Source organism: Duganella levis (assembly GCF_009857605.1).
Taxonomy (GTDB): domain Bacteria; phylum Pseudomonadota; class Gammaproteobacteria; order Burkholderiales; family Burkholderiaceae_D; genus Rugamonas; species Rugamonas levis.
Genome location: NZ_WWCT01000004.1, coordinates 37421 through 60048, shown reverse-complemented (window position 1 = coordinate 60048; position 22628 = coordinate 37421). Strand labels below are relative to the sequence as shown.

Sequence of the window (22628 nt, the reverse complement as noted above, 5' to 3'; positions counted from 1 at the left end):
AGCTAAGCCGCAATCACCTGCGGCTGCAGCTCCTGCAGGAACTGCGCATAGGTGTAAGGGCGCTGGTCGAAGTAATGGGCCGGCAGTTCGAACAGCGCCCAGTAATACGTCTCCTTGCCCTGGCAGATGCGCGGCGCGGCGCTGTAGCGGTGCCAGTTCTCGCTCATGCTGCTGGTGTACATGCCGTCGCCATACGGATCGCTGAAGAAGGTCAGCACGCGCCGCTCCAGCAGCGCGCGCAGCAGCGACCGTGGCGCATCGCTGTCACGGGCGATCTCATATTGCGACTGCATGCTTTCCTCGGTTTCAATCATCATCAGCGTGGCCTTGCCGTCGCGGTCGAGGAACAGGATGCCGGTCGGGTTGGGGAAGATGTAATGCTCGATGAAGCCCAGCGTGCGCTTGAGTTCCCGCACTACTTCCGCCAGCGCCGGATCGGTCAAAAAGCGGTAATCGTGCAGCGCCACCATGTCGCGGATGGTGTCGGAGCGGTTGTCGAAATAGCGCTCCTGTAGCGCCGCCACTTCCATCTCCAGGATATCCAGCGCGTGGTCGTCGCTCTTCTTGATGTAGCGGTCAATCAGGCCGCGGTTGAAGGCGCTGACGGCGATCTTTTCATCGGCCGCGCCGGTGAACAGGATCTTCTTGCACGGCAGGTGCGCCACCGCTTCGCAGAACTCCACGCCGTTCATCTGCGGCATCGAATAATCCACCACCAGCACCGACGGAATTGCAAAGCGTTCGCGCTGTTCGGCGATGCGGTAGATGCGTTCCAGGTCCAGCGCTACGTTGTACTGGTCGGCCGGCAGGTTCTGCATGTCGAAGTTGACGTGCAGCGGCATGTCGCGTTCCAGCGCGCTGGCGCGTAGCCATACCAGCGCTTCGGCGGTGTCGTGGAAGGTCTTGTTGGCCAACATGGGATCGAGCTGGAACGACAGGCTGCGCAAGAACGAGTCGCTGTCGTCTATCAGCACGGTCAGCGTGGGATGGGCGTAGACGGGTAGATGCATGGTTCACCTCGCGGGGAATTCCAGTATGAAGATGGCGTAGGCGCTCTCGCGCGATACGCAGCGGATCTTGGCGCGCCACGCGTCCATGATTTCCTGGCACAGCGCGAGGCCGATGCCGGCGCCGTTGTGCGGCGGATGCGAATAGAAGCGGCGGAAAATCATCGCCAGCTGCGAGGTCGGTATGCCGCAGCCGGTATCGATGAACAGCAGGCGTGGCGGCTGGTGGCCGCCGTCGATGATGATGCGCACGCGCCCCTTGCCGGCGCGCTGCACAGCGCGTAGTGCATTGCGCAGCAGGTTAAGCAGCACCACCACCGCCAGTTCCGTCTGGCCGGCAAACTGGAAGTTGTGACGCACCTCCAGCTTGACCTGCTTTTGCTGCTTGGTGCTGGAGAACGGATAGCGCTTCAGCACCGCCTCCACCACGGTTTCCATCGACACCGTCTCCACCGGGTGCAGGTTTTGCCGCACCGCCGTGGCGCTCAGCAAAAACAGGTCGATCATGTGGTTCATATGGCGCACCTCGAACTGGATGCGCGCCAGCGCGTCGATGATGGTCAGGCGGTCGTCCGGACTCTGGCCCGGGCTTTGGGCGTCAGCCATCATGCGCAGCAGGCCGCGCACGTTGGCGTCGACGCTGGTCAGCGGCGTGCGCAACTCATGCGCCACGGTGGCCAGGCCGGCGCCCATGCCGGCCAGTTTTTCCTGCGCCAGCACATGGCGGCTGATCTTGGCCACCGACAGCACGGCGATGGTGAACAGGTGGATCGGCAACTGCTGCAACACCTGCCGGCTCAGTAGCATCTCGCCGGCGCCCAGCGCGGTCGCCGCCACGCAGGCCAGCGTGGTGCCGATGAGGTAGGCCCGCAGCGCCAGGCCGGTATCGAAATGGAACAGCACCACCAGCCCGATCAGTAGCGATTCGCCCCATACACCGGACGCGTGGTTCATCAAAAACATAAACGTGAAGAAGAACGGAAAGATGTAGCTGAGCGTGACCAGCAGGTACAGGTTCAGCATCTGCCGGCTGAACTGGCGCGCGAACAGGCCGAGCGCGCACAACAGGATGCCGAGCAGGCGCAGCGACAGCGACTCGTATTCCTGCGGGAAGAAGTGCTGCCAGATCACGTAGTACAGCGGCATGCCCACCGTGCCGATGCAGGACAGCAGCAGCACGCGCACGGTCGCATGGTCTTCGCGGCCGTGATACAGCAACAAAGACTGGACCAGTCCGTGTTGCCAGCGCTTCCAGCGTTCTTGCAGGGTCGGCCTCATGATCACGTTTGATTTTTATCAAGTTGCCATCATGGCCTTAATTTACAACGTGTTTGGGGGTATCAAAACGGGAATTGATCCGCATCAATCTCTTTGAGTTTTTTTCGCCGCATCGTGGGCTTCGCGGTTCATAAAAAAACAACCTTTTTGTTCCTACCTCCAGGAGATTTCGCCATGACCTACGCTATTGCCGAACACCAAGCTCATTCCCTTTTTCCCGACTTTGTCGCCCGCCGCATGGACTTGCACTACGTCACGCGGATTGCCCAGTTGCTGGGTGGCGAACACCCGCACGCCTGGCAGCCGACGCCGGCTAACGCGGTGTTTTTGGCGGGCAATGACTATCTGTGCCTGGCTGGGGAGCCGGCGCTGGTGAGTGCGCAGGTGAAGGCCTTGCAGCACAGCCAGGGCGAGATGCTGATGTCGGCCGTGTATCTGCAGGAAGGCAGCGCCCAGCACCGGCTGGAACGCAAGCTGGCGCGCTTCATGGGGGCGGAGGACGGCATCCTGGCGCAATCCGGCTGGGCCGCCAACGTTGGCCTGGTGCAGACGCTGGCCGGGCCGGGCATCCCGGTATATCTGGACATGCAGGCGCACGCCTCGCTGTGGGAAGGCGTGCAGTCGGCCGGCGCGCTGCCGGTGTCCTTCCTGCATAACGACATGGAGCATTTGCAGAAGCAGTTGCAGCGCCACGGCCGCGGGCTGATCGTGGTCGATGCGCTGTACAGCACCAACGGCAGCGTGGCGCCGCTGGCGGAACTGGTGGAGATTGCGGAGCGCAGCGGCTGCATGCTGATTGTCGACGAGTCGCATTCGCTGGGCACGCACGGGCCGCGCGGCGCCGGGCTGGTGGCGGCGCTGGGCCTGAGCGACAGGGTGCATTTTCGGACGGCGTCGCTGGCCAAGGCGTTTGCCGGACGGGCGGGTTTCATCAGTTGTTCCAGCTACTTCAAGGGTTACTTCTTGTCGGAGTCGCGGCCGGCGATTTTCAGCTCTTGCTTGCTGGGGCATGAGCTGGCGTGGTTCGACGCCGCCATCGACTTCATCGCCGCTGCCGACGACCGCCGCGCCACGCTGCATGCGCACGCGCGCGAATTGCGCGAGGAGCTGAGCGCCCTGGGCTACAACGTCAGCGACGGCAGCGAACAAATCATCGCGCTGGAACCGGGGCCGGAGCCGAAGACGCTGGCCTTGCGCAAGCTGCTGGAAAACCACGGCGTCTACGGCGCCATGTTCTGCGCGCCGGCCACGCCGAAGAACCGTTCGCTGGTGCGGCTGACGCTCAATTCCGGGCTGGATCGCGCGCAGCTGGCGCGCATCATCCACGCCTGCGACGAGATTCGCGGCCAGGTCGGGCTGGAGAACTGGTCTTCCACGCGGCGCCTGCGCAAGCTGGCGCTGGTATAAGCTATCATGGCGGGATGACTGAAGAATCCCGCACCCTGTATGAAGTAATTGGTGGCGAGCCGACCGTGCGCGACATGGTCGACCGCTTTTATGATTTGATGGAACTGGAACTGGAGTTCCAGCTGCTGCGCTCCGTGCACGGCCCGTCGCTGGAAAACGCGCGCCAGCGCCTGTTCATGTTCCTCAGCGGCTGGATGGGCGGCCCGGACCTGTACCAGGAAGCGCACGGCCATCCGCGCCTGCGCATGCGGCACATGCCGTTCGCCATCGGCACCCAGGAGCGCGACCAGTGGCTGCGCTGCATGGCGTGGGCGATGGAGGATGTCGGCATCGACACCGAACTGCGCGTGCGGCTGATGAACTCCTTCTTCCAGACCGCCGACTGGATGCGTAACAAGCCGGATTAAGCCCATGAGCCAGATCGAGTTTTTCGTGTTGTTGGCGGCGCTGGCCGCCGTGATCGTATTGCAGGTACTGGCGATGCTGCGATCCAGCAGCAGCCCGGCGGCCGATCTGGCCGAACGCATCGAACGCGTCGAGCGCGAAGTGCGCATGCAGCTGCAAACCACGGCGCAAACCAGTAACGCGGCCACCACGCAGCAGTTTGAAGCGATGCGCCGCCAGCTGGAGGCGCAAGGACTGGTCGGCCGCAACGAACAGGCGCGCAGCCTGAAGGCGTTTGCCGACACCATGCATCAGCGCATGGAGGAAATTCGCGGCACACTCGAAACCAAAATCAAGGATCTGCAAGCCGACAACGGTATGCGCCTCGAAGAGATGCGCAAGACGGTCGACGAAAAACTGCACGCCACGCTGGAGACGCGTTTGACCGCGTCGTTCCAGCAGGTGTCGGAACGGCTGGAGCGCGTGCATCAAGGCCTGGGCGAAATGCAACAGCTGGCGCTGGGCGTCGGCGATTTGAAGCGCGTGCTGACCAACGTGAAGACGCGCGGCACCTGGGGCGAGGTGCAGCTGGAGATGCTGCTGGAGCAGGTGCTGACGCCGGAACAATACGGCAAGAACGTCGAGACCATCGCCGGCAGCGGCGCGCGCGTCGAGTTCGCGCTCAAGCTGCCGGGCCAGAACGACAATGGCACGCCGGTGTGGATGCCGATTGATGCCAAGTTCCCGAAAGAGCAGTACGAACGTTTGCTGGAAGCGGCCGACAACGCCGATGCGGAAGGCGTGGCGCTGGCCGGCCGGGAACTGGAACGCGCGGTGCGGGTCGAAGCCAAGACCATCTCCGAAAAATATGTGTCGCCGCCGCACACCACCGACTTCGCCATCCTGTTCCTGCCAACCGAAGGCTTGTACGCGGAAGTGATGCGCCGTCCCGGCCTGGCCGACGACTTGCAACGCGTGCACCGCATCAGCATCGCCGGGCCGTCGACGCTGACGGCGCTGCTTAACAGCCTGCAAATGGGCTTCCGCACGCTGGCGCTGGAAAAGCGTTCGTCGGAGGTGTGGCAGGTGCTGGGTGCGGTGAAGACCGAGTTCTCCAAATTCGGCGACGTGCTGGCCGCCACCAAGCTGACGCTGGAGCGCGCCGCCAAGAATATCGAATCGGCCGAAACCCGCAGCCGCGTGATGGCGCGCAAGCTGAAAACGGTAGAGGCGCTACCGAGCGAACAGGCGCAGTTGCTGATGGGCGCAGAGTTGGACAAGAGCGACCTCGATACGGAATAAGGAGCGCGGCATGAACGGCAAGGTGGTGAGCGCGGCGCATGCCGTGGGCCTGATACGCGACGGCGACACCATCGCCACTGGCGGCTTTGTTGGCGTCGGCTTTGCCGAGAATCTGGCGGTCGCGCTGGAGCAGCGCTTCCTGACCACTGCCACGCCGCGCGACCTGACGCTGGTTTATGCGGCCGGGCAGGGCGATGGCAAGGACAGGGGCCTGAATCACCTCGGCCACGATGGGCTGGTGCGGCGCATCATCGGCGGCCACTGGAGCCTGGTGCCCAAGCTGCAACAGCTGGCCATCAGCGGCAAGGTGGAAGCCTACAACCTGCCGCAAGGCGTCATCAGTCAGCTGTTTCGCGACACCGCCGCCGGCAAGCCCGGATTGCTGACGCACGTTGGCCTGGGCACGTTCGTCGATCCGCGTCATGGCGGCGGCAAGATCAACGACCGCACCACCGAAGACCTGGTCGAGTTGACCACGCTCGGCGGCAAGGAGCACCTGTTCTACAAGACCCATCCGATCCAGGTGGCGCTGATACGGGGCACCACGGCCGACGCCAACGGCAACGTGACCATGGAGCGCGAGGCGCTGACGCTGGAAGCCTTGGCCATCGCCATGGCGGCGCATAACTCGGGCGGCATCGTCATCGTGCAGGTGGAACGTATCGCGCAGCGCGGCACGCTCAATCCACGCCAGGTGAAGATCCCCGGCATCCTGGTGGACTATGTGGTGGTGGCGGAGCAGCCGGCCTATCACATGCAGACGTTTGCCGAGGCCTACAACCCGGCCTTCGCCAGCGAAGAACGCGTGGCCTTGTCGGCGCTGGGCGAGATGCCGCTGTCGGACCGCAAGGTGATCGCGCGCCGCGCGCTGATGGAGCTGCGTCCGGGCGACGTGGTCAACCTCGGCATCGGCATGCCGGAAGGCGTGGCGGTGGTGGCGGCCGAAGAGCAGATGCTGGAACTGGTGACGCTGACGGCGGAAGCGGGCGTCATCGGCGGCATGCCGGCGTCGGGCCTGAATTTTGGCGCGGCGATCAATGCCGACGCGGTGATCGACCAGCCCTACCAGTTTGATTTTTACGACGGCGGCGGCCTCGATGTGGCGATTCTCGGGCTGGCGCAGGCGGACCGGCAGGGCAATCTGAATGTCAGCAAATTTGGCAGCAAGCTGGCCGGCGCGGGCGGGTTTATCAACATCAGCCAGAACGCGCGCAAGGTGGTGTTTGTCGGCACCTTCACCGCCGCTGGCGGCGCCACGCGCAAGTTTGTCCACGAAGTCGAGCATCGCACCTACAGCGGCAGCTATGCGGCGCAGCGCGGGCAGGAAGCCTTGTTCGTGACGGAGCGCTGCGTGTTTCGGCTGGTGCTGCGGGATGGCGAGTCCGGGCTGGAACTGATCGAGATCGCGCCGGATATCGATGTGGAGCGCGACATCCTGGCGCACATGGACTTCCGGCCGACTATCAGTCCGCAGCTGAAAATGATGGATGCACGTTTATTCCTGCCCAGTGTTATGAATCCATAGTTATGCACGTTTATGCGCATTTGTGTACAATGTGCGCATGAAAACCGACAACCTCCTGCTGCCCGAGCGGCATGCGTTAATACTTAAGCAACTCGAAACCGAAGGCCGCGTGCTGGCCGCCGTGCTGGCGCGTGAGCTCAACGTCACCGAAGACACGATTCGCCGCGACCTGCGCGACCTGGCGGCGGCCGGCTTGTGTCAGAAGGTCTATGGCGGCGCGGTGCGCATGCCGGCCGCGCCGGAAGGCGGTACGCTGACGCAGCGCATGACGCGGCAGCAGTCCGACAAATCGCGCCTGGCCATCGCCGCCGCTACGCTGGTGCAGCAGGGCGCCACCATTTTCCTCGACGCCGGCTCCAGCAACCTAGCCATCGCTGATGCGCTGCCGGCGGTGCCGCTGACGGTGCTGACCAACGCGCCATCGATCGCCGCGCGGCTGCTGGACAAACCGCATATCGATCTGATCATGATCGGTGGCCGCATCAAGCAAAGCCTCGGCGGCAGCGTCGGAGCGACCGCGCTGCGCGAGGTAGAGCTGATTCATCCCGACCTGTACTTCATCGGCGCCTGCGGTGTGGACGTTGATGCCGGCGTTACTGCGGTCGATTACGAAGAAGCGGAATTCAAGCGCCGCCTGGCCGCGCAAAGCAAAGCCACCGCCGTTGTCGCCACCGGTGCCAAGCTGGGCGCCGTGGCGTCCTACCGCGTGCTGCCTCTCTCTCAACTCACTCACCTGATCGTCGAAGCGGAAGCGGGCGCGGAACTGGTTGCGGCGTATGCCGCCGCCGGCGCCAACCTGCTGCGCGCGGACGCCTGAATACAATGAAAACAACTGGTTTAAAACATCGCGTTTCGACGCGACTGGCGTTCCTTGCGGCCGGCATGGCCATGTCCTCGTGGGCGCCGCTGGTGCCGTATGCGCAGGCGCGCACCGGCGTCGAAGCCGCGCAACTGGGCTTGCTGCTGCTGTGTCTCGGCATCGGTTCACTGCTGGCGATGCCGGTCACCGGCATCCTGGCTGCGCGCTTCGGATGCCGCCGCGTGATCCTGTTGTCTGGCCTGGGCTGCTGCGCAGTGTTCCCGTTTTTGGCCATCGCACCGAGCGCGCCCTTGCTGGCATTGGCTTTGTTCCTGTTTGGCGCCACCATCGGCACGCTGGATGTGTCGATGAACGTGCAGGCGGTGATCGTCGAGAAGGATTACGGCGGCGCGCTGATGTCCGGCTTCCATGGCTTGTTCAGCGTGGGCGGCATTGTCGGCGCGGGCAGTATGAGCGCCATGCTGTGGCTGGGCATGGACATCGTCAGCGCCTCGGTGGCGATGACGATTGCGGTGGCGCTGGTGCTGCTGGCGGCGGGGCCGAACCTGCTGCGTGAAGCGCCGGCGGCGGAGCGCGATGCGCCGCTGCTGGTGGTGCCGCGTGGTGCGGTGGTGCTGATCGGCGTGTTGTGCATGTTCGTGTTCCTGGCCGAAGGCGCGGTGCTCGACTGGAGCGCGGTGCTGCTGACCAACGGCGGCATGAGCGGCGCGCAGGGCGGCCTGGGTTATGCGGCATTTGCGGTGGCGATGACCATCGGCCGCTTGAACGGCGACCGCATTGTGCAGCGCTGGGGCGGCCGCCGCATCATGCTGCTGGGCGGCCTGGCGTCGGCGCTGGGCTTCTTGCTGGTGGTGCTGGCGCCGTCGGCGTGGCTGGCGCTGTCGGGCTTTGTGCTGATCGGCTGCGGCGCGTCCAACATCGTGCCGGTGCTGTTCACGGCGGCGGGTAGTCAGCGCGATATGCCGGCCAGCCTGGCGGTGAGTGCGATTTCCACCATTGGCTATGCGGGCATTCTGGCTGGTCCGGGCGTGATCGGTTTTGTGGCGCACGCCATCGGCTTGCAGTGGGCCTTTGCGGCGCTGGCGTGCGGCATGCTGGTGGTGGCGCTTAGCGGCTCGTCAGTCGCTCCAGCCGCAGGCGGTGACGCTCGTCCGTGACGCTGCGCGCGGCCAGGTAGACTGCCAGCGTGACCGAGATGCCGCTGCCGCCGGCCAGCAGAAACATCAGCAGGATCTGGTAGCGTACCGCGTCCATCGGGTCCATGCCGGCGAGGATCTGGCCGGTCATGATGCCGGGCAGGGTGATGATGCCGGCCGCCGACATCTGGTTGATGATCGGGATCAGGCCTTTGCGCACCGAGTCGCGAATCAGTGGCGCCAGCGCTTCGTTGCGGGTGGCGCCCAGCACCAGCTGTCCTTCGATGGCGGCGCGCGAGTTGACCACGCCGCCGTAGAAGGTGTCCAGTCCCAGGCTGGCGGAGTTCAGCACGTTACCCAGCACGATGCCGATCAGCGGCACCGCGTATTGCGGCTCGTACCATGGCGTGGGATGCAGCACCGTCAGCAGCGCCAGCACCACGGTGGCGATGCTGGACAGGCCGACGCTGGCTGTGGCCAGCCACACGCCAGGCCAGCCGCGCAGGCTGTGCGCCGGCCGCGCCACCACTTCGCGCGCGGAGGCGACTATCATCAACAGCGCCACCGCCAGCGTGGCGGCCGGCGACGCCAGCGCAAACACCCAGCGCAGCACCACGCCCACCAGCAGCAGCTGCACCACCATGCGCACGGCGGACCACAGCATCATGCGCTGCATGCGCAAGCCCAGATAAGCCGAGATGCCGGCGTTCAGCACCACCAGCGACGAGGCGATGGCAAGGTCGATGGCGCCTGGCTGGATGGCGTTCATGGTGTGGCCTCGTCATGCATGTGCAGCTGGCGGTCGCGCATGGTCATGTGGCGGTGGCCCAGCGTTTGCGCTTGCGCTTCGGAGTGTGTGACGAGGATCAGCGACAGGCCGTTGGCCACTTCCTTGTGCAGCAGCGCTTCAGTGGCGGCCACCGATTCCGGGTCCAGCGCGGCGGTGGGTTCGTCCAGCAGCAGCACCTTGGGATTGCAGGCCAGTGAGCGGATCAGCGCCATGCGCTGGCGTTCGCCGGTGGAGAGGCGGCTCACCTCATGTTCCAACAGCGCCGGCGACAGGTTCAGTTGCGGCAGCAGCTCCTGCATGCGCGGGATCTGGCCTGGCTTGAAGTGCGCGCCGGCGGTGGACAGCCACCATGCCGGTTCGGCCGGCTGATACAGCACCTGCGAGCGCCACGCGGGCGCGCTGATGCCGGAACGCGGCGCGCCGTCCAGCAGGACTTCGCCGGTATTGGGATCGAGGTCGCACAGCATCCGCAGCAGCAGACTTTTGCCCGCGCCGGATGGGCCTGAGATGGTGATGCACTGGCCGGCCGCCAGCTCGAATGAGTAAGGGCCGGCCAGTGGCGATTGCAGTTGGCGGACTTGAAGACGTGGCGGCATGACGCTTCAGGTCAGGCCGTCGAACAACAGCACGTCGACCAGTTGACCTGCGGCGACGTTGGCCTGCGCGTGATGCAGCACGACGATGCAGTTTGCCTCGGTCATGGAGCTGAGGATGCCGGAGCCCTGGGCGCCGGTCAGGCGCACTTGCGGCGCGCCGTCGGCGGCGTTGCTGACGATGCCGCGCTGGTATTCGGTGCGGCCGGGGCGCTTGCGGATGGTTTCTGTGGCGCGCGCCTGCATGGTTTGCAGTTTGCTGTCGGCGCCCATCATGCGCAGCAGGGCGGGGCGGGCGAACAGGTAGAACGAGACCATGACGGCGACCGGATTGCCGGGTAGGCCAAACAGCCAGGCGCTGTCTTGCTCCGTTTGGACTTTGCCGAAAGCGAGCGGGCGGCCGGGACGCATGGCCAGCTTCCAGAAGGCGACGTCGCCCAGCAGCGCCATGATGTCGCGCGTATAGTCGGCCGCGCCTTCGGAGACGCCGCCGGAGGTGATGATGGCGTCGGCGGTTTTGGCGGCCTGGCGCAGTGCGGCTTCCAGTGCTTGCGGGTCGTCGCGCACCACGCCCATGTCGATCACGTCGCAGCCGAGTCGTTGCAGCATGCCGAACAGGGTGTAGCGGTTGCTGTCGTAGACGCAGCCGGCTTCCAGTTGTTCGCCGATGGAGCGCAGTTCGTCGCCGGTGGAGAAGAATGCGACGCGCAGTTTGCGGCGCACCGTTACGCTGGGGATGCCGAGCGAGGCGATCAGGCCGAGGTCCGCAGGACGCAGCAGTTTGCCGGCGGCGATGGCGATGCCGCCTTGCGGCAGGTCTTCGCCGGCGCGGCGCAGGTTGGCGCCGGCGCGGATGGCGTTGGCGGCGATGGTGACCTGGTCGCCGTCAATCGCGGCGGCCAGTTCTTGCGGCAGCACGCTGTCGCAGTCGGGCGGGATGGTGGCGCCGGTCATGATGCGGATGCATTCGTTGGCTTGCGGCGCTTGTGTGAACGGGTGGCCGGCGTAGGCGATGCCGATGTTTTTGAAGGTGACCGGGGCGGCGCCGTCGACGGGCAGGTCGGCGCCGCGCAGGGCGTAGCCGTCCATGGCAGAGTTGTCGTAGGCGGGGACGTTGATCGGCGAGATGATGTCGGCGGCCAGTACGCGGTCCAGGGCGTTGAGCAGAGGGAGTGTTTCGGTGGCCTCGACGGCGGTGATGCGGTCGCAGATCAGGCGCTGCGCTTCGTCGACCGGCAGCGCGGCCGGATCGCTGTCCGCTGAGCGGGCGGCGGGCGCGCTGGTTGGCGCGGGTGCTGGCGCTGGCGTGGCGCGTTCGGCGCGGTGCAGGTCTTCGAGGGTGTTGATGTTGCCGAAGGCGGCGCTGTCGTCGAACAGCACTTCGGCCACGCGCAGGGATTTGAAGAAGCCTTCCATGCGGCGCCCGCCGGTTTCCAGATACGCGTCCAGCTGCGGCAGCACGCTGGCCTTGATCAAGCTGAAGACGGGGTGCGGCTGGCGGTACGGCGCGGCATCCGGCTGCTCAGGATCGCGTTCCATGGTCACCGCCATCGCCAGGTCGGCATCCTGGACCGCCATCGCCGCGTGCAGGCGCTCGGCCATATCGAGCGGGAAGAGCGGCGAATCGCACGGCGCCGTCAGCAGCAACTCGGTCGGGCAGAATTGCAAGCCAATCTGCAAGCCCGCCAGCGGCCCGGCAAAACCTTCGAGGAAGTCCGGCAGCACCGGCGATGCACCAGCCACCACCTGATACTGCGGCAAATTACGGTTGGCATTGATCGCCACCGACGCCACCTGCGGCGACAGACGCGCCAGCACATGCGCCACCAGCGTCGATCCGCGAAACGGCTGCAAGCCCTTGTCCACACGGCCCATGCGTGTGCCGCGACCGCCCGCCAGTACCAGTCCCGTGACCTTGCTCTTCAAAGACAAACTATCCCCCGATATATGACATTTCCACTTTATTGGCGCTGCGCTCACGCTTCAGCTCCTCGGTCTGACTGGTACGCAGTTCCGAATACCGGTCGCCGCGCGCGCGCCACAGATGCGCCAGCGCGGTGCTGATTTCAGCATCGCTGCGGCCTTCGCGCAGCAGCGCGCGCAGATCGTGGCCGCTGGTGGCGAACAGACAGGTGTACAGTTTACCCTCAGTTGACAGTCGCGCGCGAGAGCAGTCGGCGCAAAAAGCCTGGGAGACGCTGGAAATCACGCCGATTTCGCCGCCGCCGTCGGCATAACGCCAGCGCGACGCTGTCTCGCCGGTGTAGTTGGCGGCGATGGGTTCCAGCGGCATGGCGGCGCTGATGCGGCGCACCACTTCCGCCGACGGGATCACCTCATCCATCTTCCAGCCGTTGGAAGCGCCGACGTCCATGTATTCGATAAAGCGCAGGATGTAGGGCGAACCACGGAAATGGCGCGCCATCGGCACGATCTCCTGGTCGTTCATGCCACCCTTGACCACCATGTTGATCTTGATCGGGCCGAGGCCCACCTGGTGCGCGACATCGATCCCCTTCAGCACATCGTCCACCGAAAAATCGACATCGTTCATGCGGCGGAAGGTGTCGTTGTCGAGCGCATCGAGCGACACCGTCACGCGTTGCAGACCGGCGTCCTTGAGCGACTGCGCCTTGCGCGCCAGCAGAGAGGCATTGGTGGTCAGCGTCAGGTCGAGCGGCTTGCCGCTGACGGTTTTCAGTTCGGCCAGCATGCCGATCAGGCGTTCGACGTTCTTGCGCAGCAGTGGCTCGCCGCCGGTCAGGCGCAGCTTTTCCACGCCGTGTGCGACGAACAGGCGCGCGATGCGGGTGATCTCTTCAAACGACAGCAGCGAGGTATGCGGCAGGTATTGGTAGTTATTGTCGAACACCGCCTTCGGCATGCAGTACACGCAGCGGAAGTTGCAGCGGTCGGTGACCGAGATGCGCAGGTCATGCAGCGGCCGCGCCAGGCGGTCGCTCAGCAGACCGGTAGGCGCTTCCAGCGTGGTGGGGATGACCGGCGTATCGCCGCGCTGCTCGGTCATCATGATGATTTTTTCTGCCATGGGTCATGCAATCTTGCTGTTTTTGAAAAACGGCGCGCACCCTCGTACGTACCAACCGGGTACGATACCACGAGCGGCCAGTTGACGTACTACCCAGAGGTGAGAAGCAGGTTGCCAAGAAAAAAGGGAAGCCAAAGCTTCCCTTTTTTTCTTTACCGGAGCAGATTAGCGGCGAGTATCGACCTGGATCAATGGCTCGTCAACTTGCTGCTGTACTGGCTTGCGTTCACGCGGCACGCGGACCGGCGGCGCGACTTGCGCAGCAGCTTCCTGTGCGGCACGCAGTTTGGCCGGATCGGTGGCTGCCAGCGTCAGGCCGGCGGAGCCGAGCACTGCTTGCAGGTCGATTGTCGCCGATGGGGCTGGCGCAGGGGCTGGTGCTGGAGCAGGAGCAGGCGCGGCAACTACCGGTGCTGGCGCTGGTGCGGCCACTGGTTCTGCAACCACCGGTGCAACTTCTACTGCTACTGGCGTTGCTTCGACCACCACTGGTGCGGCGACTGGCGCTTCTGCTACAGGCGCTGGGGCCGGTGCGGCTTCCACCACTGGCGCGGCGACGGCGACTGGCGCGGCTTCTTCTACCACGGCCGGTGCGGCGATGGTTTCGGCTGCCACTTCAACTACCGGTGCTGGCGGAACAATTGCTTCCGCCACAACGGCGACTGGCGCGGCTTCGACTGGTGCCGGGGCTGGCGCCTCGACCACTACCGGAGCGGCTTCTGCTACTGGCGCGGCAGGTGCAGCTTCCACGACTGGGGCAGCGTCAACAACTGGGGCAGCTTCAACCACCGGAGCGGCAACAACCACAGCCTCGGTGACGACTTCCGTCACGGCGACAGCGGTGACGGCCACAGCGGCGGTTTCGGCGACTGGCGTGAAGCTCAGTTCCGCCTGTTCGCCCGCTTCGCCTTCCTGACCTTCTACGCCATCCACGCCTTCAGCGCCTTCGCGCTCACGACGGTTACGGTTACGGCCGCCACGACGACGACGACGGCGTGGCTCATCGCCTTCGCCTGCGACGTCGTTTTCATCGCCTTCCGGACCGGCGTTCGGCGCGGTTTTCAGGATGCTGGCGGCGGCGTCGGCCACTGGACCGGTCGCTGGAACACCGGCGTTCAGTGCCAGTTCTTCCACTTTGGCTTCTACTGGCGCCTTGTCGCCGCGCGGTTCGCGTGGCTGGCGTGGTGGACGCTCGCCACGTTCCGCACGCTCGGCGCGCTCAGGACGTTCTGCCCGTTCCGGACGTTCTGCACGCTCGGCGCGTTCGCGGCCCTGGCCTTCGGCGCCGGCTTCGCGTGGCTCGCGGCCTTCACGCGGTTCGCGTGGTGGACGTGGCTGACGTGGCGGACGGCCGTTCGCGTCGGCTGCCTTGCCTTCTTCCTGGCCGGCGCCGGCGCGGGCTGCGCCTGGTTCTTTCTCTTCACGCTCAGGACGGCCGGTTTTGCCGTTGCGGTTGCGGCCGCGTGGGCCACGGGCGTTGCGGTCGCCACGGTCGGCGCCGGCTGGCGCCTTGACGACGATGGTCGGTTGCTGCGGCAGGGTCGGAGCGGCTGGCGCGCCGGTGAAGAAGCTGATCAGCTTGGCAAAGAAACCTTGCGGGGCTGGCGTCGGCGCTGGGGCCGGTGCTGGCTTGATCACGGTTTCGGTCGGCTTGCGCTCGACCAGCGGTGCCGGCTGATCAGGGGTGATGGTCTTGACCATGGCTTCCTGACGCGGCTTGGCTTCTTCCTTCTGGCGCTTGCTGTAGGCCATGTCGGTTTCGGCGGTCTCGGCCAGCGAGTAGCTGGCGGCACTGTCTTCCAGGCGCGGATCGTCGTGCTTGATGCGTTCCAGTTTGTAGTGCGGGGTTTCCAGGTGCTTGTTCGGCACCAGGATGACGTTGATGCGGTGACGCGTCTCGATCTTCAGCACTTCGCTGCGTTTTTCGTTCAGCAGGAAAGCGGCGACGTCCACTGGCACTTGCACGTGGATGGTGGCCGAGTTTTCCTTCATCGCTTCTTCCTGGATGATGCGCAGGACTTGCAGCGCCGACGATTCGGTATCGCGGATGTGGCCGGTGCCCGAGCAGCGTGGGCAGGCAACGTGCGAACCTTCCGACAGCGACGGACGCAGGCGCTGGCGCGACAGTTCCATCAGGCCGAAGCGGGAAATCTTGCCCATCTGGACGCGGGCGCGGTCGTGGTGCAGCGCGTCTTTCAGGCGCTGTTCCACTTCGCGCTGGTTCTTGGCCACTTCCATGTCGATGAAGTCGATCACGATCAGGCCGCCCAAGTCGCGCAGGCGCAGCTGACGGGCTACTTCTTCAGCCGCTTCGCAGTTGGTGTGGAAGGCGGTGGTTTCGATGTCGGAACCGCGGGTGGCGCGGGCCGAGTTGACGTCGACCGAGACCAGCGCTTCGGTGTGGTCGATGACGATGGCGCCGCCCGATGGCAGCGGCACGGTGCGGCTGTAGGCGGTTTCGATCTGGTGTTCAATCTGGAAACGCGAGAACAGCGGCACGTCGTCGCTGTAGCGTTTTACACGGTGCACCATGTCGGGCATCACGTGGCTCATGAACTGATGGGCTTGTTCGTAGATCTCGTCGGTGTCGATCAGGATCTCGCCGATGTCCGGCTGGAAGTAGTCGCGGATCGCGCGGATCACCAGCGACGATTCCTGGTAGATCAGGAACGCGCCCGAGGCCGATTTGCCGGCGCCTTCGATCGCACGCCACAGTTGCATCAGGTAGTTCAAGTCCCACTGCAGTTCATCGACGTTGCGGCCGATGCCGGCGGTGCGGGCAATCACCGACATGCCTGGCGGCAGGTCCAGCTTGTCCATGGTTTCGCGCAGTTCCTGACGCTCTTCACCTTCGACACGGCGGGATACACCACCACCGCGCGGGTTGTTCGGCATCAGCACCAAGTAACGGCCGGCCAGCGAGACGAACGAGGTTAGGGCGGCGCCCTTGTTGCCGCGTTCTTCTTTTTCGACCTGGACCATGATTTCCTGGCCTTCGCGCAGGGCATCCTTGATCGAGGCGTTGCGGACATCGACGCCTTCCTTGAAGTAGGTGCGGGCGACTTCCTTGAATGGCAGGAAACCGTGGCGGTCTTCGCCATAGCTGACGAAGCAAGCTTCCAGCGACGGTTCGATACGGGTGATCACGCCTTTGTAGATATTGGACTTGCGCTGTTCGCGTCCGGCGGTTTCGATGTCGATATCGATCAGTTTCTGACCGTCGACAATCGCTACGCGCAGCTCTTCTTGCTGCGTAGCGTTAAATAACATGCGTTTCATTTTTATTAACTCCGCGACCCTTGGGCCATCTATGCTGTCCGGTTTCTTAGTCCGGTCCAGCAAGCTACAGGGATATACGCGAGAATTGGAGTGATTGCGGTGGGTTATGCCCATCCTGTGCGGCTGCACGAAACGGCCGCAACTGGGCGCATGAGGTTGATCGACATGCCGAGTGCTCGCTTCATCTGTAGTTCTCCATGCGGCCCCAACGGACGGCAGAAAAGAACAGACGGAGAGCAGCGTCTAAATGACCAGATCTCGACCATGCTTACTACTACAAATAGTGCAACTTCGGTAACCAGGCTGGTTTCCAGCCTTCCGTCGAGCTTGCAGTAAAGCATGGGGTCTGGCGAAAACGGCAAGCGTTATCAACTACTCATCAAACCGGCCAGCCCGCGTGAGCTGGCTGACCGGACTTTTATCCTTACTAACCAATCAATCTTCTTCAGCACCCCTGTCGCCCTCCGATTACAACGACGGTGCAACCTTGATTCCTGCAGGGATGGTGCGTATACATTTTTTCCTCTGAATTTGCAATTTGGCGAGGCCAGTGGAGACGCCCCTGTGTAAAATGTGCTTTTATTCTTACACTTGCCGCAGTTTGAACCGCAGCGAAACAATTATATATTCAAAATGAAGGACTTAGAGAGATTTCTGGGAAGACAGAGCAAATGAAGATGCAAAAAGATGTTGTTCCCGCTTCAACGTCCGCCCCGCTGCAAGCCCAATTCGTCACCATCACTGAAGAAGAAGCCGGTCAACGGATCGATAACTACCTGTTGCGTATCTGCAAAGGCGTGCCGAAAAGTCACGTCTATCGTATCCTGCGCTCGGGCGAAGTACGCGTTAACAAGGGTCGTATCGACCAACTGTACCGTCTGGTACAAGGGGATGTGGTACGGATCCCCCCCATCCGTTTGGCAGAGAAGCCGGACAACCACGTGCCGGCAGCCGAATTCGATATTATTTTCGAGGACAGCCACCTGCTGGTGATCGACAAGCCGGCCGGCGTGGCCGTGCACGGCGGTTCCGGCGTGTCGTTCGGCGTCATCGAGCAGTTGCGCGCCTCGCGGCCGGACGCCAAGTTCCTGGAACTGGTACACCGCCTGGACCGTGAAACTTCGGGCCTGTTGTTGCTTGCAAAGAAACGCTCGGCGCTGACCAACCTGCACGAGCAAATGCGCGACGGCCTGACCGACAAGCGCTACCTGACCATGGTGGCCGGCGACTGGAAAAACGCCCGCCAGCACATCAAGTTGCCTCTGCATAAATATACGACGGCGGACGGCGAACGCCGGGTCACGGTGTCGCACGAGGGCGGCATGGCGTCCCACACGATTTTTTCGCTACTGAAGAAATTCGAGGGTTTTGCCTTGCTGGAAGCCGAACTGAAAACCGGCCGCACCCACCAGATTCGCGTTCATCTGTCATCGTCGGAGTTTCCTATCCTAGGTGACGACAAATACGGCGATTTCGCGCTGAACAAGGCTTTGCTGAAAGCCACGGACAAGCGCGGCGCGCTGAAGCGCATGTTCCTGCATGCGCATCAAATTACGTTTACCCATCCCGAATCTGGCAAAAACATGACGCTCAATGCGCCATTGGCCGCCGAATGTGAGCGATTCTTGGTAAGCTTGGGCAAACCTCTTAATTAATCGCAAACACAATGGCAAGAAAGCAATTTGATCTGATCGTCTTCGATTGGGATGGCACCTTGATGGATTCCACCTCCACCATCGTGAAATGCATCCAGGCGGCGGCGCGCGACCTGGCGCTGCCGGTGCCGCGCGACGAAATGGCGGCGCACGTGATCGGCCTCGGCCTGCACGAAGCCATGCAGGCGGTATTGCCGGACATCGATCCGACCTACTACCCGCGCATGGTGGAGCGCTATCGTTACCATTTTTTGTCGCGCGACCACGAAATCAGTCTGTTCCCCGGCGTGCACGACATGCTGGAGGATTTGTCGCACCACGGCTATTTCCTGGCCGTGGCCACCGGCAAGAGCCGGGTCGGCCTGAACCGCGCCATGAACGACGTCAAGGTGCTGTCGCTGTTCGACGCCACGCGCTGCGCCGATGAAACCTTCTCCAAGCCGCACCCGGCCATGTTGCAGGAATTGACGCGCGAGTTGGGCCAGGATATGCGCCGTACCGTGATGATCGGCGATACTTCGCACGATTTGCTGATGGCGAATAACGCCGGCGCGGCCGGTGTGGCGGTCGAGTACGGCGCGCATCCGGTCGAGCAATTGACCGCCTGCAAGCCGATGTTCTCGGCCAAGACGGTGGCCGAGCTGCATGGCTGGCTGAGCGAGAATGCTTAGATGAGTGACACCGTGGATGAAATCCTGATCTGCGCCTCGGACGCCATCGAGAATGGCGGCAAGGGCGTGCGCTTTCCGCTGACGGCCGGCGGCGAAGACGCCACCGGCTTCGTGGTGCGTCACGGCGGCACCGCCTACGCCTACCTGAACCGCTGCGCCCACGTGCCGATCGAACTGGATTGGGCGGAAGGCGAGTTTTTTGAATCCAGCAAGCTGTACCTCATGTGTTCGACCCACGGCGCGGTGTATGTGCCGGAAACCGGGCAGTGCGCCGGCGGGCCGTGCCGTGGTGGGCGGCTGCGGCCGATCGCCGTGGTCGAGCACGACCAGCAGATTTACTGGCAGCCGGATGAATATGTGCGCCCTGTGCGCGCCTGATTAACCAAGACAAGCAATCCATGAGCGACAACATCGATCCGAGCAGCACCCCGACGCCGACGCCTGCTCCGCAGCCGGCCAAGCCAGCCGTCAGCGCTTCCAACTGGGAGCGAGAGGTGCTGGAGAAGCTGGTGTTCGCCACGCTGAAGGAACAGAAAGCTGCGCGCCGCTGGGGCATTTTCTTCAAGGCCGTGACCTTGCTGGTGATCGTGTTTGCGCTCAGCGCCTATTTCGACTTCAGCTGGACCGGCTCGGACAGTGAAACGCTGGGCCGCCACACGGCGCTGATCGAAGTCGAGGGCGCCATCGAATCCGAAGGCAGCGGTTCGGCGGCGGTGGTGATTCCGGCGCTGAACAAGGCATTCTCGGACACCGGCTCGGTGGCGGTGGTGCTGCACATTAATAGCCCCGGCGGCAGCCCGGTGCAAGCCGGCATGATCGTCGACGAGATGGTGCGCCTGCGCAAAGGCTATCCGGCCAAGCCGCTGTACGTGGTGGTGGACGAGATCTGCGCGTCCGGCTGCTACTACATCGCCGCCGGCGCCGACCGCATCTACGTCAACAAGGCCAGCATCATCGGCTCGATCGGCGTGCTGATGGACGGCTTCGGCTTCACGGGCGCGATGGAAAAGCTGGGCGTCGAACGCCGCCTGCTGACCGCCGGCGAAAACAAAGGTTTCATGGACCCGTTCAGCCCGCTGACCGAGAAGCACAAGCAGCACGCGCAAGTGATGCTGAATGAAATCCACGAACAGTTCATCCAGGTGGTGCGCAACGGCCGCGGCAAGCGCCTGAAGGAAACGCCGGACATGTTCTCCGGCCTGTTCTGGACCGGCGCCAAGTCGATCGACATGGGCCTGGCCGACGCTTACGGCACTGTCGATACGGTGGCGCGCGATGTCATCAAGGCCGAAGACATCGTCGACTACACGCAGCACGAAGGGTTGCCTGAGCGCGTGCTGAAGAAATTCGGCGCGGCCATGGGCGCGGGCGCGATGAAGTCGGCGGTCGATACTGTACGGCCGAGCCTGCATTAGTCTTCGTCATAGGACGACTGGCGCGGCGATTAACATTATCAATACGGTCTCTTTTTCACTTGCATATCCGGGGTGGTGAACTATAGTGGTGTTGTAGTTCTTTCCAAGGGGGGCCGATATAAACAGTTTAGCTTGTTGTCAGCACGTTCTTGATTCAGACTGAATGATGGAACTACTCCACCGCATCGTCGATGCGGCTCAGAGAGAATTTCGATTCCTCTTCCGAGTCCCCTTGTGGGGCTGAAAACAGCGGCGCAATGCCGCTGTTTTCTATTGGCGGCTCGCTTTGTGCAAAGCCGCCGGCATCCAGCCAGGCCAGGAACAGGGTTTGCTGATAGCGGTGCCACAGCGCTTGCGCGGTGGCGGTCGGTGCAGGCAGTGGCTGCTCATGGCGGCAGCGTTCCAGCAGCAGCGCGGCCCGGTGTTTGGCTGCCTGGGCTTGCGCCGCTGGGTTGGCGGGAAAAGTCATATGATGTCCTGCTGAGATTCCGAAGCGCAGTAGGGGAATTCCTAATGCAGTTTCAGTCTATCAATAGAATCCGAGCAGGGCTTGATATGCATCAATGATCCAGACTCCTGTAAAATCCCGGCCATGAGCAAATTATCCTTGGACCGCATCCTGCAATCGCAGGGCTATGGCACCCGCAAATACTGCCGCTCCCTGATTGAGGACGGCGAAGTCACCATCAACGGCGTGGTGCACGACAACTACAAAGAGACCATCGACACCGACGGTTTGGTTTTCAACCTGTTCGACGAAGACGTGGTGTACCGCGAACACGTCTATATCGCGCTGTTCAAGCCGCAGAACTACGAATGTTCGCGCAAGCCCAGCCACCATCCGGGCGTGCTGACCCTGCTGCCGGAAGAACTGACCTGGCGCGATGTGCAGCCGGTCGGCCGGCTCGACCACGACACCACCGGCATGCTGCTGATGTCCGACGATGGCGCGTTTATCCACGCACAATCGTCGCCGAAGCGTCATGTGCCAAAGATTTACCAGGCCACCACGGCGGAGCCGGTCACCGATGAACTGATCGCCCAACTGCTGGCCGGCGTGCAGTTGCACGACGAGCCGGCGCCGCTGGCGGCGCAGACCTGCATCAAGCGTGGCGAATTCCAGCTGGAAATCGTGCTGGAGCAGGGCAAATACCATCAGGTCAAGCGCATGCTGGCCGCCGCCGGCAACCATTGCTCGGCGCTGCACCGCTCCGCCATCGGCGGCCTGGAGCTGGCGTCGCTGGGCATCGAGGAGGGCGACTGGTGCTATCTGACGCCTGAACAACTGGCTTTGCTGACACCAGCATGAAACTGGCGACGCTGAAGGACGGCACCCGCGACGGCCAGTTGATGGTGGTCTCGCGCGACCTGAAAACCGCCCAGCTGGCCGACGGCGTCGCCCGCACGCTGCAACGGGCATTGGATGATTGGACCTTCATCTCCCCGCAACTCGACGCCATCTACCATGAACTGAACCGTGGTGGTGGTCGTCGCAGCTTCGATTTCGAGCCGCAAAACTGCATGGCGCCGCTGCCGCGCGCATTCCAGTGGGCCAATGGTTCGGCCTACGTCAATCATGTCGAACTGGTGCGCAAGGCGCGCGGCGCCGAACTGCCGGCTTCGTTCTGGGAAGAGCCGCTGATGTATCAGGGCGGCAGCGACGATCTGCTCGGCCCGACCGACGACATCGTGCTGGCGCATGAGCAGTGGGGCATCGATTTTGAAGCAGAAGTCTGCGTGATCACCGACGATGTGGCCATGGGCTCGACGCCTGACCAAGCCCACCAGCGGATTCGCCTGCTGATGCTTGCCAATGATGTATCGCTGCGCAACCTGATTCCGGAAGAGCTGGCCAAGGGCTTCGGCTTCGTACAATCCAAACCGGCCACCAGTTTTTCGCCGGTGGCGGTGACCCCGGACGAGCTGGGCGACGCCTGGAAAAACGGCAAGGTGCATCTGCCGCTGTTGTCGACCTGGAACGATAAACTGGTCGGCAAGCCGCATGCCGGCGTCGATATGGTGTTCAATTTCCCGCAACTGATTGCCCATCTGGCCAAGTCGCGCAATGTGCGGGCCGGCTCCATCATCGGCTCGGGCACGGTGTCCAACAAGGACGCCAAGCGCGGCTATTCCTGCATCGCCGAGCAGCGCTGCCTGGAGATGATCGCCGGCGGCGAGCCGGTCACGCCGTTCATGGCGTTTGGCGACACTATCCGCATCGAAATGCTGGACGACGGCAAATCCGTGTTCGGCGCCATCCAGCAAACCGTCAAGCAAACCGCTTAACCAGCCTGAGTTTCCGTATGGAATTGTGGAG

At 63.3% G+C, this 22628-nt stretch carries 19 protein-coding genes and 1 pseudogene; 12 read left to right on the top strand and 8 right to left on the bottom strand.

Features of this window, described 5'->3' with window-relative positions:
• Nucleotides 1-2: 2 nt before the first annotated feature.
• Nucleotides 3-1010 (bottom strand): hypothetical protein, encoded by a 1008-nt coding sequence (locus tag GTP69_RS06900; RefSeq protein ID WP_161054192.1) that lies wholly within the window; start codon nt 1008-1010, stop codon nt 3-5.
• Between the two features lie 3 nt (nt 1011-1013).
• A complete protein-coding gene (locus GTP69_RS06895; protein WP_161054191.1) occupies nt 1014-2285 on the bottom strand; it encodes a sensor histidine kinase in 1272 nt (423 codons plus the stop codon).
• Nucleotides 2286-2459: 174 nt separating this feature from the next.
• On the opposite strand from GTP69_RS06895, the gene cqsA reads away from it, so the two are divergent.
• The 6 genes and pseudogenes from cqsA (at nt 2460) to GTP69_RS06865 (ending at nt 8880) form a co-directional block, all read left to right on the top strand.
• On the top strand, nt 2460-3692 hold the full coding sequence (cqsA, locus tag GTP69_RS06890) for an alpha-hydroxyketone-type quorum-sensing autoinducer synthase (protein ID WP_161054190.1): 1233 nt from the start codon (nt 2460-2462) through the stop codon (nt 3690-3692).
• A gap of 14 nt (nt 3693-3706) precedes the next feature.
• The gene (locus GTP69_RS06885) at nt 3707-4099 is read left to right on the top strand and encodes a group II truncated hemoglobin (RefSeq protein ID WP_161054189.1); all 393 of its coding nucleotides are present in this window, start codon (nt 3707-3709) and stop codon (nt 4097-4099) included.
• 4 nt (nt 4100-4103) lie between these two features.
• Nucleotides 4104-5378, top strand: a complete 1275-nt coding sequence (locus GTP69_RS06880) for a DNA recombination protein RmuC (protein ID WP_161054188.1) — start codon at nt 4104-4106, stop codon at nt 5376-5378.
• A gap of 10 nt (nt 5379-5388) precedes the next feature.
• Nucleotides 5389-6894 (top strand): annotated as a pseudogene (locus GTP69_RS06875) (acyl CoA:acetate/3-ketoacid CoA transferase); the annotation flags it as partial.
• A 46-nt stretch (nt 6895-6940) separates the two neighbouring features.
• Entirely contained in the window at nt 6941-7720 is a 780-nt protein-coding gene (locus GTP69_RS06870) for a DeoR/GlpR family DNA-binding transcription regulator (protein ID WP_161054186.1), read from the top strand.
• A gap of 5 nt (nt 7721-7725) precedes the next feature.
• Entirely contained in the window at nt 7726-8880 is a 1155-nt protein-coding gene (locus GTP69_RS06865) for an MFS transporter (RefSeq protein WP_161054185.1), read from the top strand.
• Here GTP69_RS06865 and GTP69_RS06860 read toward each other — a convergent pair.
• The 5 genes from GTP69_RS06860 to GTP69_RS06840 all read right to left on the bottom strand — a co-directional run bounded on the left by GTP69_RS06860 (nt 8831) and on the right by GTP69_RS06840 (nt 16570).
• A complete protein-coding gene (locus GTP69_RS06860) occupies nt 8831-9628 on the bottom strand; it encodes an ABC transporter permease (protein ID WP_161054184.1) in 798 nt (265 codons plus the stop codon). The genes GTP69_RS06865 and GTP69_RS06860 overlap by 50 nt on opposite strands.
• Nucleotides 9625-10245 (bottom strand): ABC transporter ATP-binding protein, encoded by a 621-nt coding sequence (locus GTP69_RS06855; RefSeq protein WP_161054183.1) that lies wholly within the window; start codon nt 10243-10245, stop codon nt 9625-9627. The genes GTP69_RS06860 and GTP69_RS06855 overlap by 4 nt, the downstream gene beginning before the upstream one ends.
• 6 nt (nt 10246-10251) lie before the next feature.
• Nucleotides 10252-12168 carry a molybdopterin molybdotransferase MoeA gene (gene moeA / locus GTP69_RS06850; RefSeq protein ID WP_308494415.1) on the bottom strand — a complete coding sequence of 639 codons (1917 nt, stop codon included), beginning with the start codon at nt 12166-12168 and terminating at the stop codon, nt 10252-10254.
• A 7-nt stretch (nt 12169-12175) separates the two neighbouring features.
• Nucleotides 12176-13291 carry a GTP 3',8-cyclase MoaA gene (gene moaA / locus GTP69_RS06845; RefSeq protein WP_161054181.1) on the bottom strand — a complete coding sequence of 372 codons (1116 nt, stop codon included), beginning with the start codon at nt 13289-13291 and terminating at the stop codon, nt 12176-12178.
• 165 nt (nt 13292-13456) lie between these two features.
• On the bottom strand, nt 13457-16570 hold the full coding sequence (locus GTP69_RS06840; protein ID WP_161054180.1) for an Rne/Rng family ribonuclease: 3114 nt from the start codon (nt 16568-16570) through the stop codon (nt 13457-13459).
• Between the two features lie 671 nt (nt 16571-17241).
• Here GTP69_RS06840 and GTP69_RS06835 point away from each other — a divergent pair.
• From GTP69_RS06835 to GTP69_RS06820, 4 genes are read left to right on the top strand one after another with little or no spacing between them, the layout of a single operon-like run.
• Nucleotides 17242-18225, top strand: a complete 984-nt coding sequence (locus tag GTP69_RS06835; RefSeq protein ID WP_161054179.1) for an RluA family pseudouridine synthase — start codon at nt 17242-17244, stop codon at nt 18223-18225.
• A gap of 11 nt (nt 18226-18236) precedes the next feature.
• Complete coding sequence (locus GTP69_RS06830) at nt 18237-18896, top strand: HAD-IIIA family hydrolase (RefSeq protein WP_110844756.1); 660 nt, start codon at nt 18237-18239, stop codon at nt 18894-18896.
• Complete coding sequence (locus tag GTP69_RS06825; RefSeq protein ID WP_161054178.1) at nt 18897-19274, top strand: Rieske (2Fe-2S) protein; 378 nt, start codon at nt 18897-18899, stop codon at nt 19272-19274.
• Between the two features lie 20 nt (nt 19275-19294).
• A complete protein-coding gene (locus GTP69_RS06820; protein WP_161054177.1) occupies nt 19295-20311 on the top strand; it encodes a S49 family peptidase in 1017 nt (338 codons plus the stop codon).
• A gap of 172 nt (nt 20312-20483) precedes the next feature.
• On the opposite strand, the gene GTP69_RS06815 is transcribed toward GTP69_RS06820, so the two are convergent.
• Complete coding sequence (locus GTP69_RS06815; RefSeq protein WP_202424322.1) at nt 20484-20780, bottom strand: hypothetical protein; 297 nt, start codon at nt 20778-20780, stop codon at nt 20484-20486.
• Nucleotides 20781-20903: 123 nt separating this feature from the next.
• Here GTP69_RS06815 and GTP69_RS06810 point away from each other — a divergent pair, with 123 nt between their 5' ends.
• Together GTP69_RS06810 and GTP69_RS06805 are read left to right on the top strand one after the other, a co-directional pair.
• The gene (locus GTP69_RS06810) at nt 20904-21620 is read left to right on the top strand and encodes a pseudouridine synthase (protein WP_161054176.1); all 717 of its coding nucleotides are present in this window, start codon (nt 20904-20906) and stop codon (nt 21618-21620) included.
• Nucleotides 21617-22597 carry a fumarylacetoacetate hydrolase family protein gene (locus tag GTP69_RS06805; protein ID WP_161054175.1) on the top strand — a complete coding sequence of 327 codons (981 nt, stop codon included), beginning with the start codon at nt 21617-21619 and terminating at the stop codon, nt 22595-22597. Before GTP69_RS06810 ends, GTP69_RS06805 begins: the two co-directional genes overlap by 4 nt.
• Nucleotides 22598-22628 lie beyond the last annotated feature (31 nt).

Coding starts and splice junctions, on each gene's coding strand:
- GTP69_RS06900 (WP_161054192.1), bottom strand. CDS start 1,010: ATGCATCTACCCGTCTACGCCCATCCCACGCTGACCGTGCTGATAGAC.
- GTP69_RS06895 (WP_161054191.1), bottom strand. CDS start 2,285: ATGAGGCCGACCCTGCAAGAACGCTGGAAGCGCTGGCAACACGGACTG.
- cqsA (WP_161054190.1), top strand. CDS start 2,460: ATGACCTACGCTATTGCCGAACACCAAGCTCATTCCCTTTTTCCCGAC.
- GTP69_RS06885 (WP_161054189.1), top strand. CDS start 3,707: ATGACTGAAGAATCCCGCACCCTGTATGAAGTAATTGGTGGCGAGCCG.
- GTP69_RS06880 (WP_161054188.1), top strand. CDS start 4,104: ATGAGCCAGATCGAGTTTTTCGTGTTGTTGGCGGCGCTGGCCGCCGTG.
- GTP69_RS06870 (WP_161054186.1), top strand. CDS start 6,941: ATGAAAACCGACAACCTCCTGCTGCCCGAGCGGCATGCGTTAATACTT.
- GTP69_RS06865 (WP_161054185.1), top strand. CDS start 7,726: ATGAAAACAACTGGTTTAAAACATCGCGTTTCGACGCGACTGGCGTTC.
- GTP69_RS06860 (WP_161054184.1), bottom strand. CDS start 9,628: ATGAACGCCATCCAGCCAGGCGCCATCGACCTTGCCATCGCCTCGTCG.
- GTP69_RS06855 (WP_161054183.1), bottom strand. CDS start 10,245: ATGCCGCCACGTCTTCAAGTCCGCCAACTGCAATCGCCACTGGCCGGC.
- moaA (WP_161054181.1), bottom strand. CDS start 13,291: ATGGCAGAAAAAATCATCATGATGACCGAGCAGCGCGGCGATACGCCG.
- GTP69_RS06840 (WP_161054180.1), bottom strand. CDS start 16,570: ATGAAACGCATGTTATTTAACGCTACGCAGCAAGAAGAGCTGCGCGTA.
- GTP69_RS06835 (WP_161054179.1), top strand. CDS start 17,242: ATGAAGATGCAAAAAGATGTTGTTCCCGCTTCAACGTCCGCCCCGCTG.
- GTP69_RS06830 (WP_110844756.1), top strand. CDS start 18,237: ATGGCAAGAAAGCAATTTGATCTGATCGTCTTCGATTGGGATGGCACC.
- GTP69_RS06825 (WP_161054178.1), top strand. CDS start 18,897: ATGAGTGACACCGTGGATGAAATCCTGATCTGCGCCTCGGACGCCATC.
- GTP69_RS06820 (WP_161054177.1), top strand. CDS start 19,295: ATGAGCGACAACATCGATCCGAGCAGCACCCCGACGCCGACGCCTGCT.
- GTP69_RS06815 (WP_202424322.1), bottom strand. CDS start 20,780: ATGACTTTTCCCGCCAACCCAGCGGCGCAAGCCCAGGCAGCCAAACAC.
- GTP69_RS06810 (WP_161054176.1), top strand. CDS start 20,904: ATGAGCAAATTATCCTTGGACCGCATCCTGCAATCGCAGGGCTATGGC.
- GTP69_RS06805 (WP_161054175.1), top strand. CDS start 21,617: ATGAAACTGGCGACGCTGAAGGACGGCACCCGCGACGGCCAGTTGATG.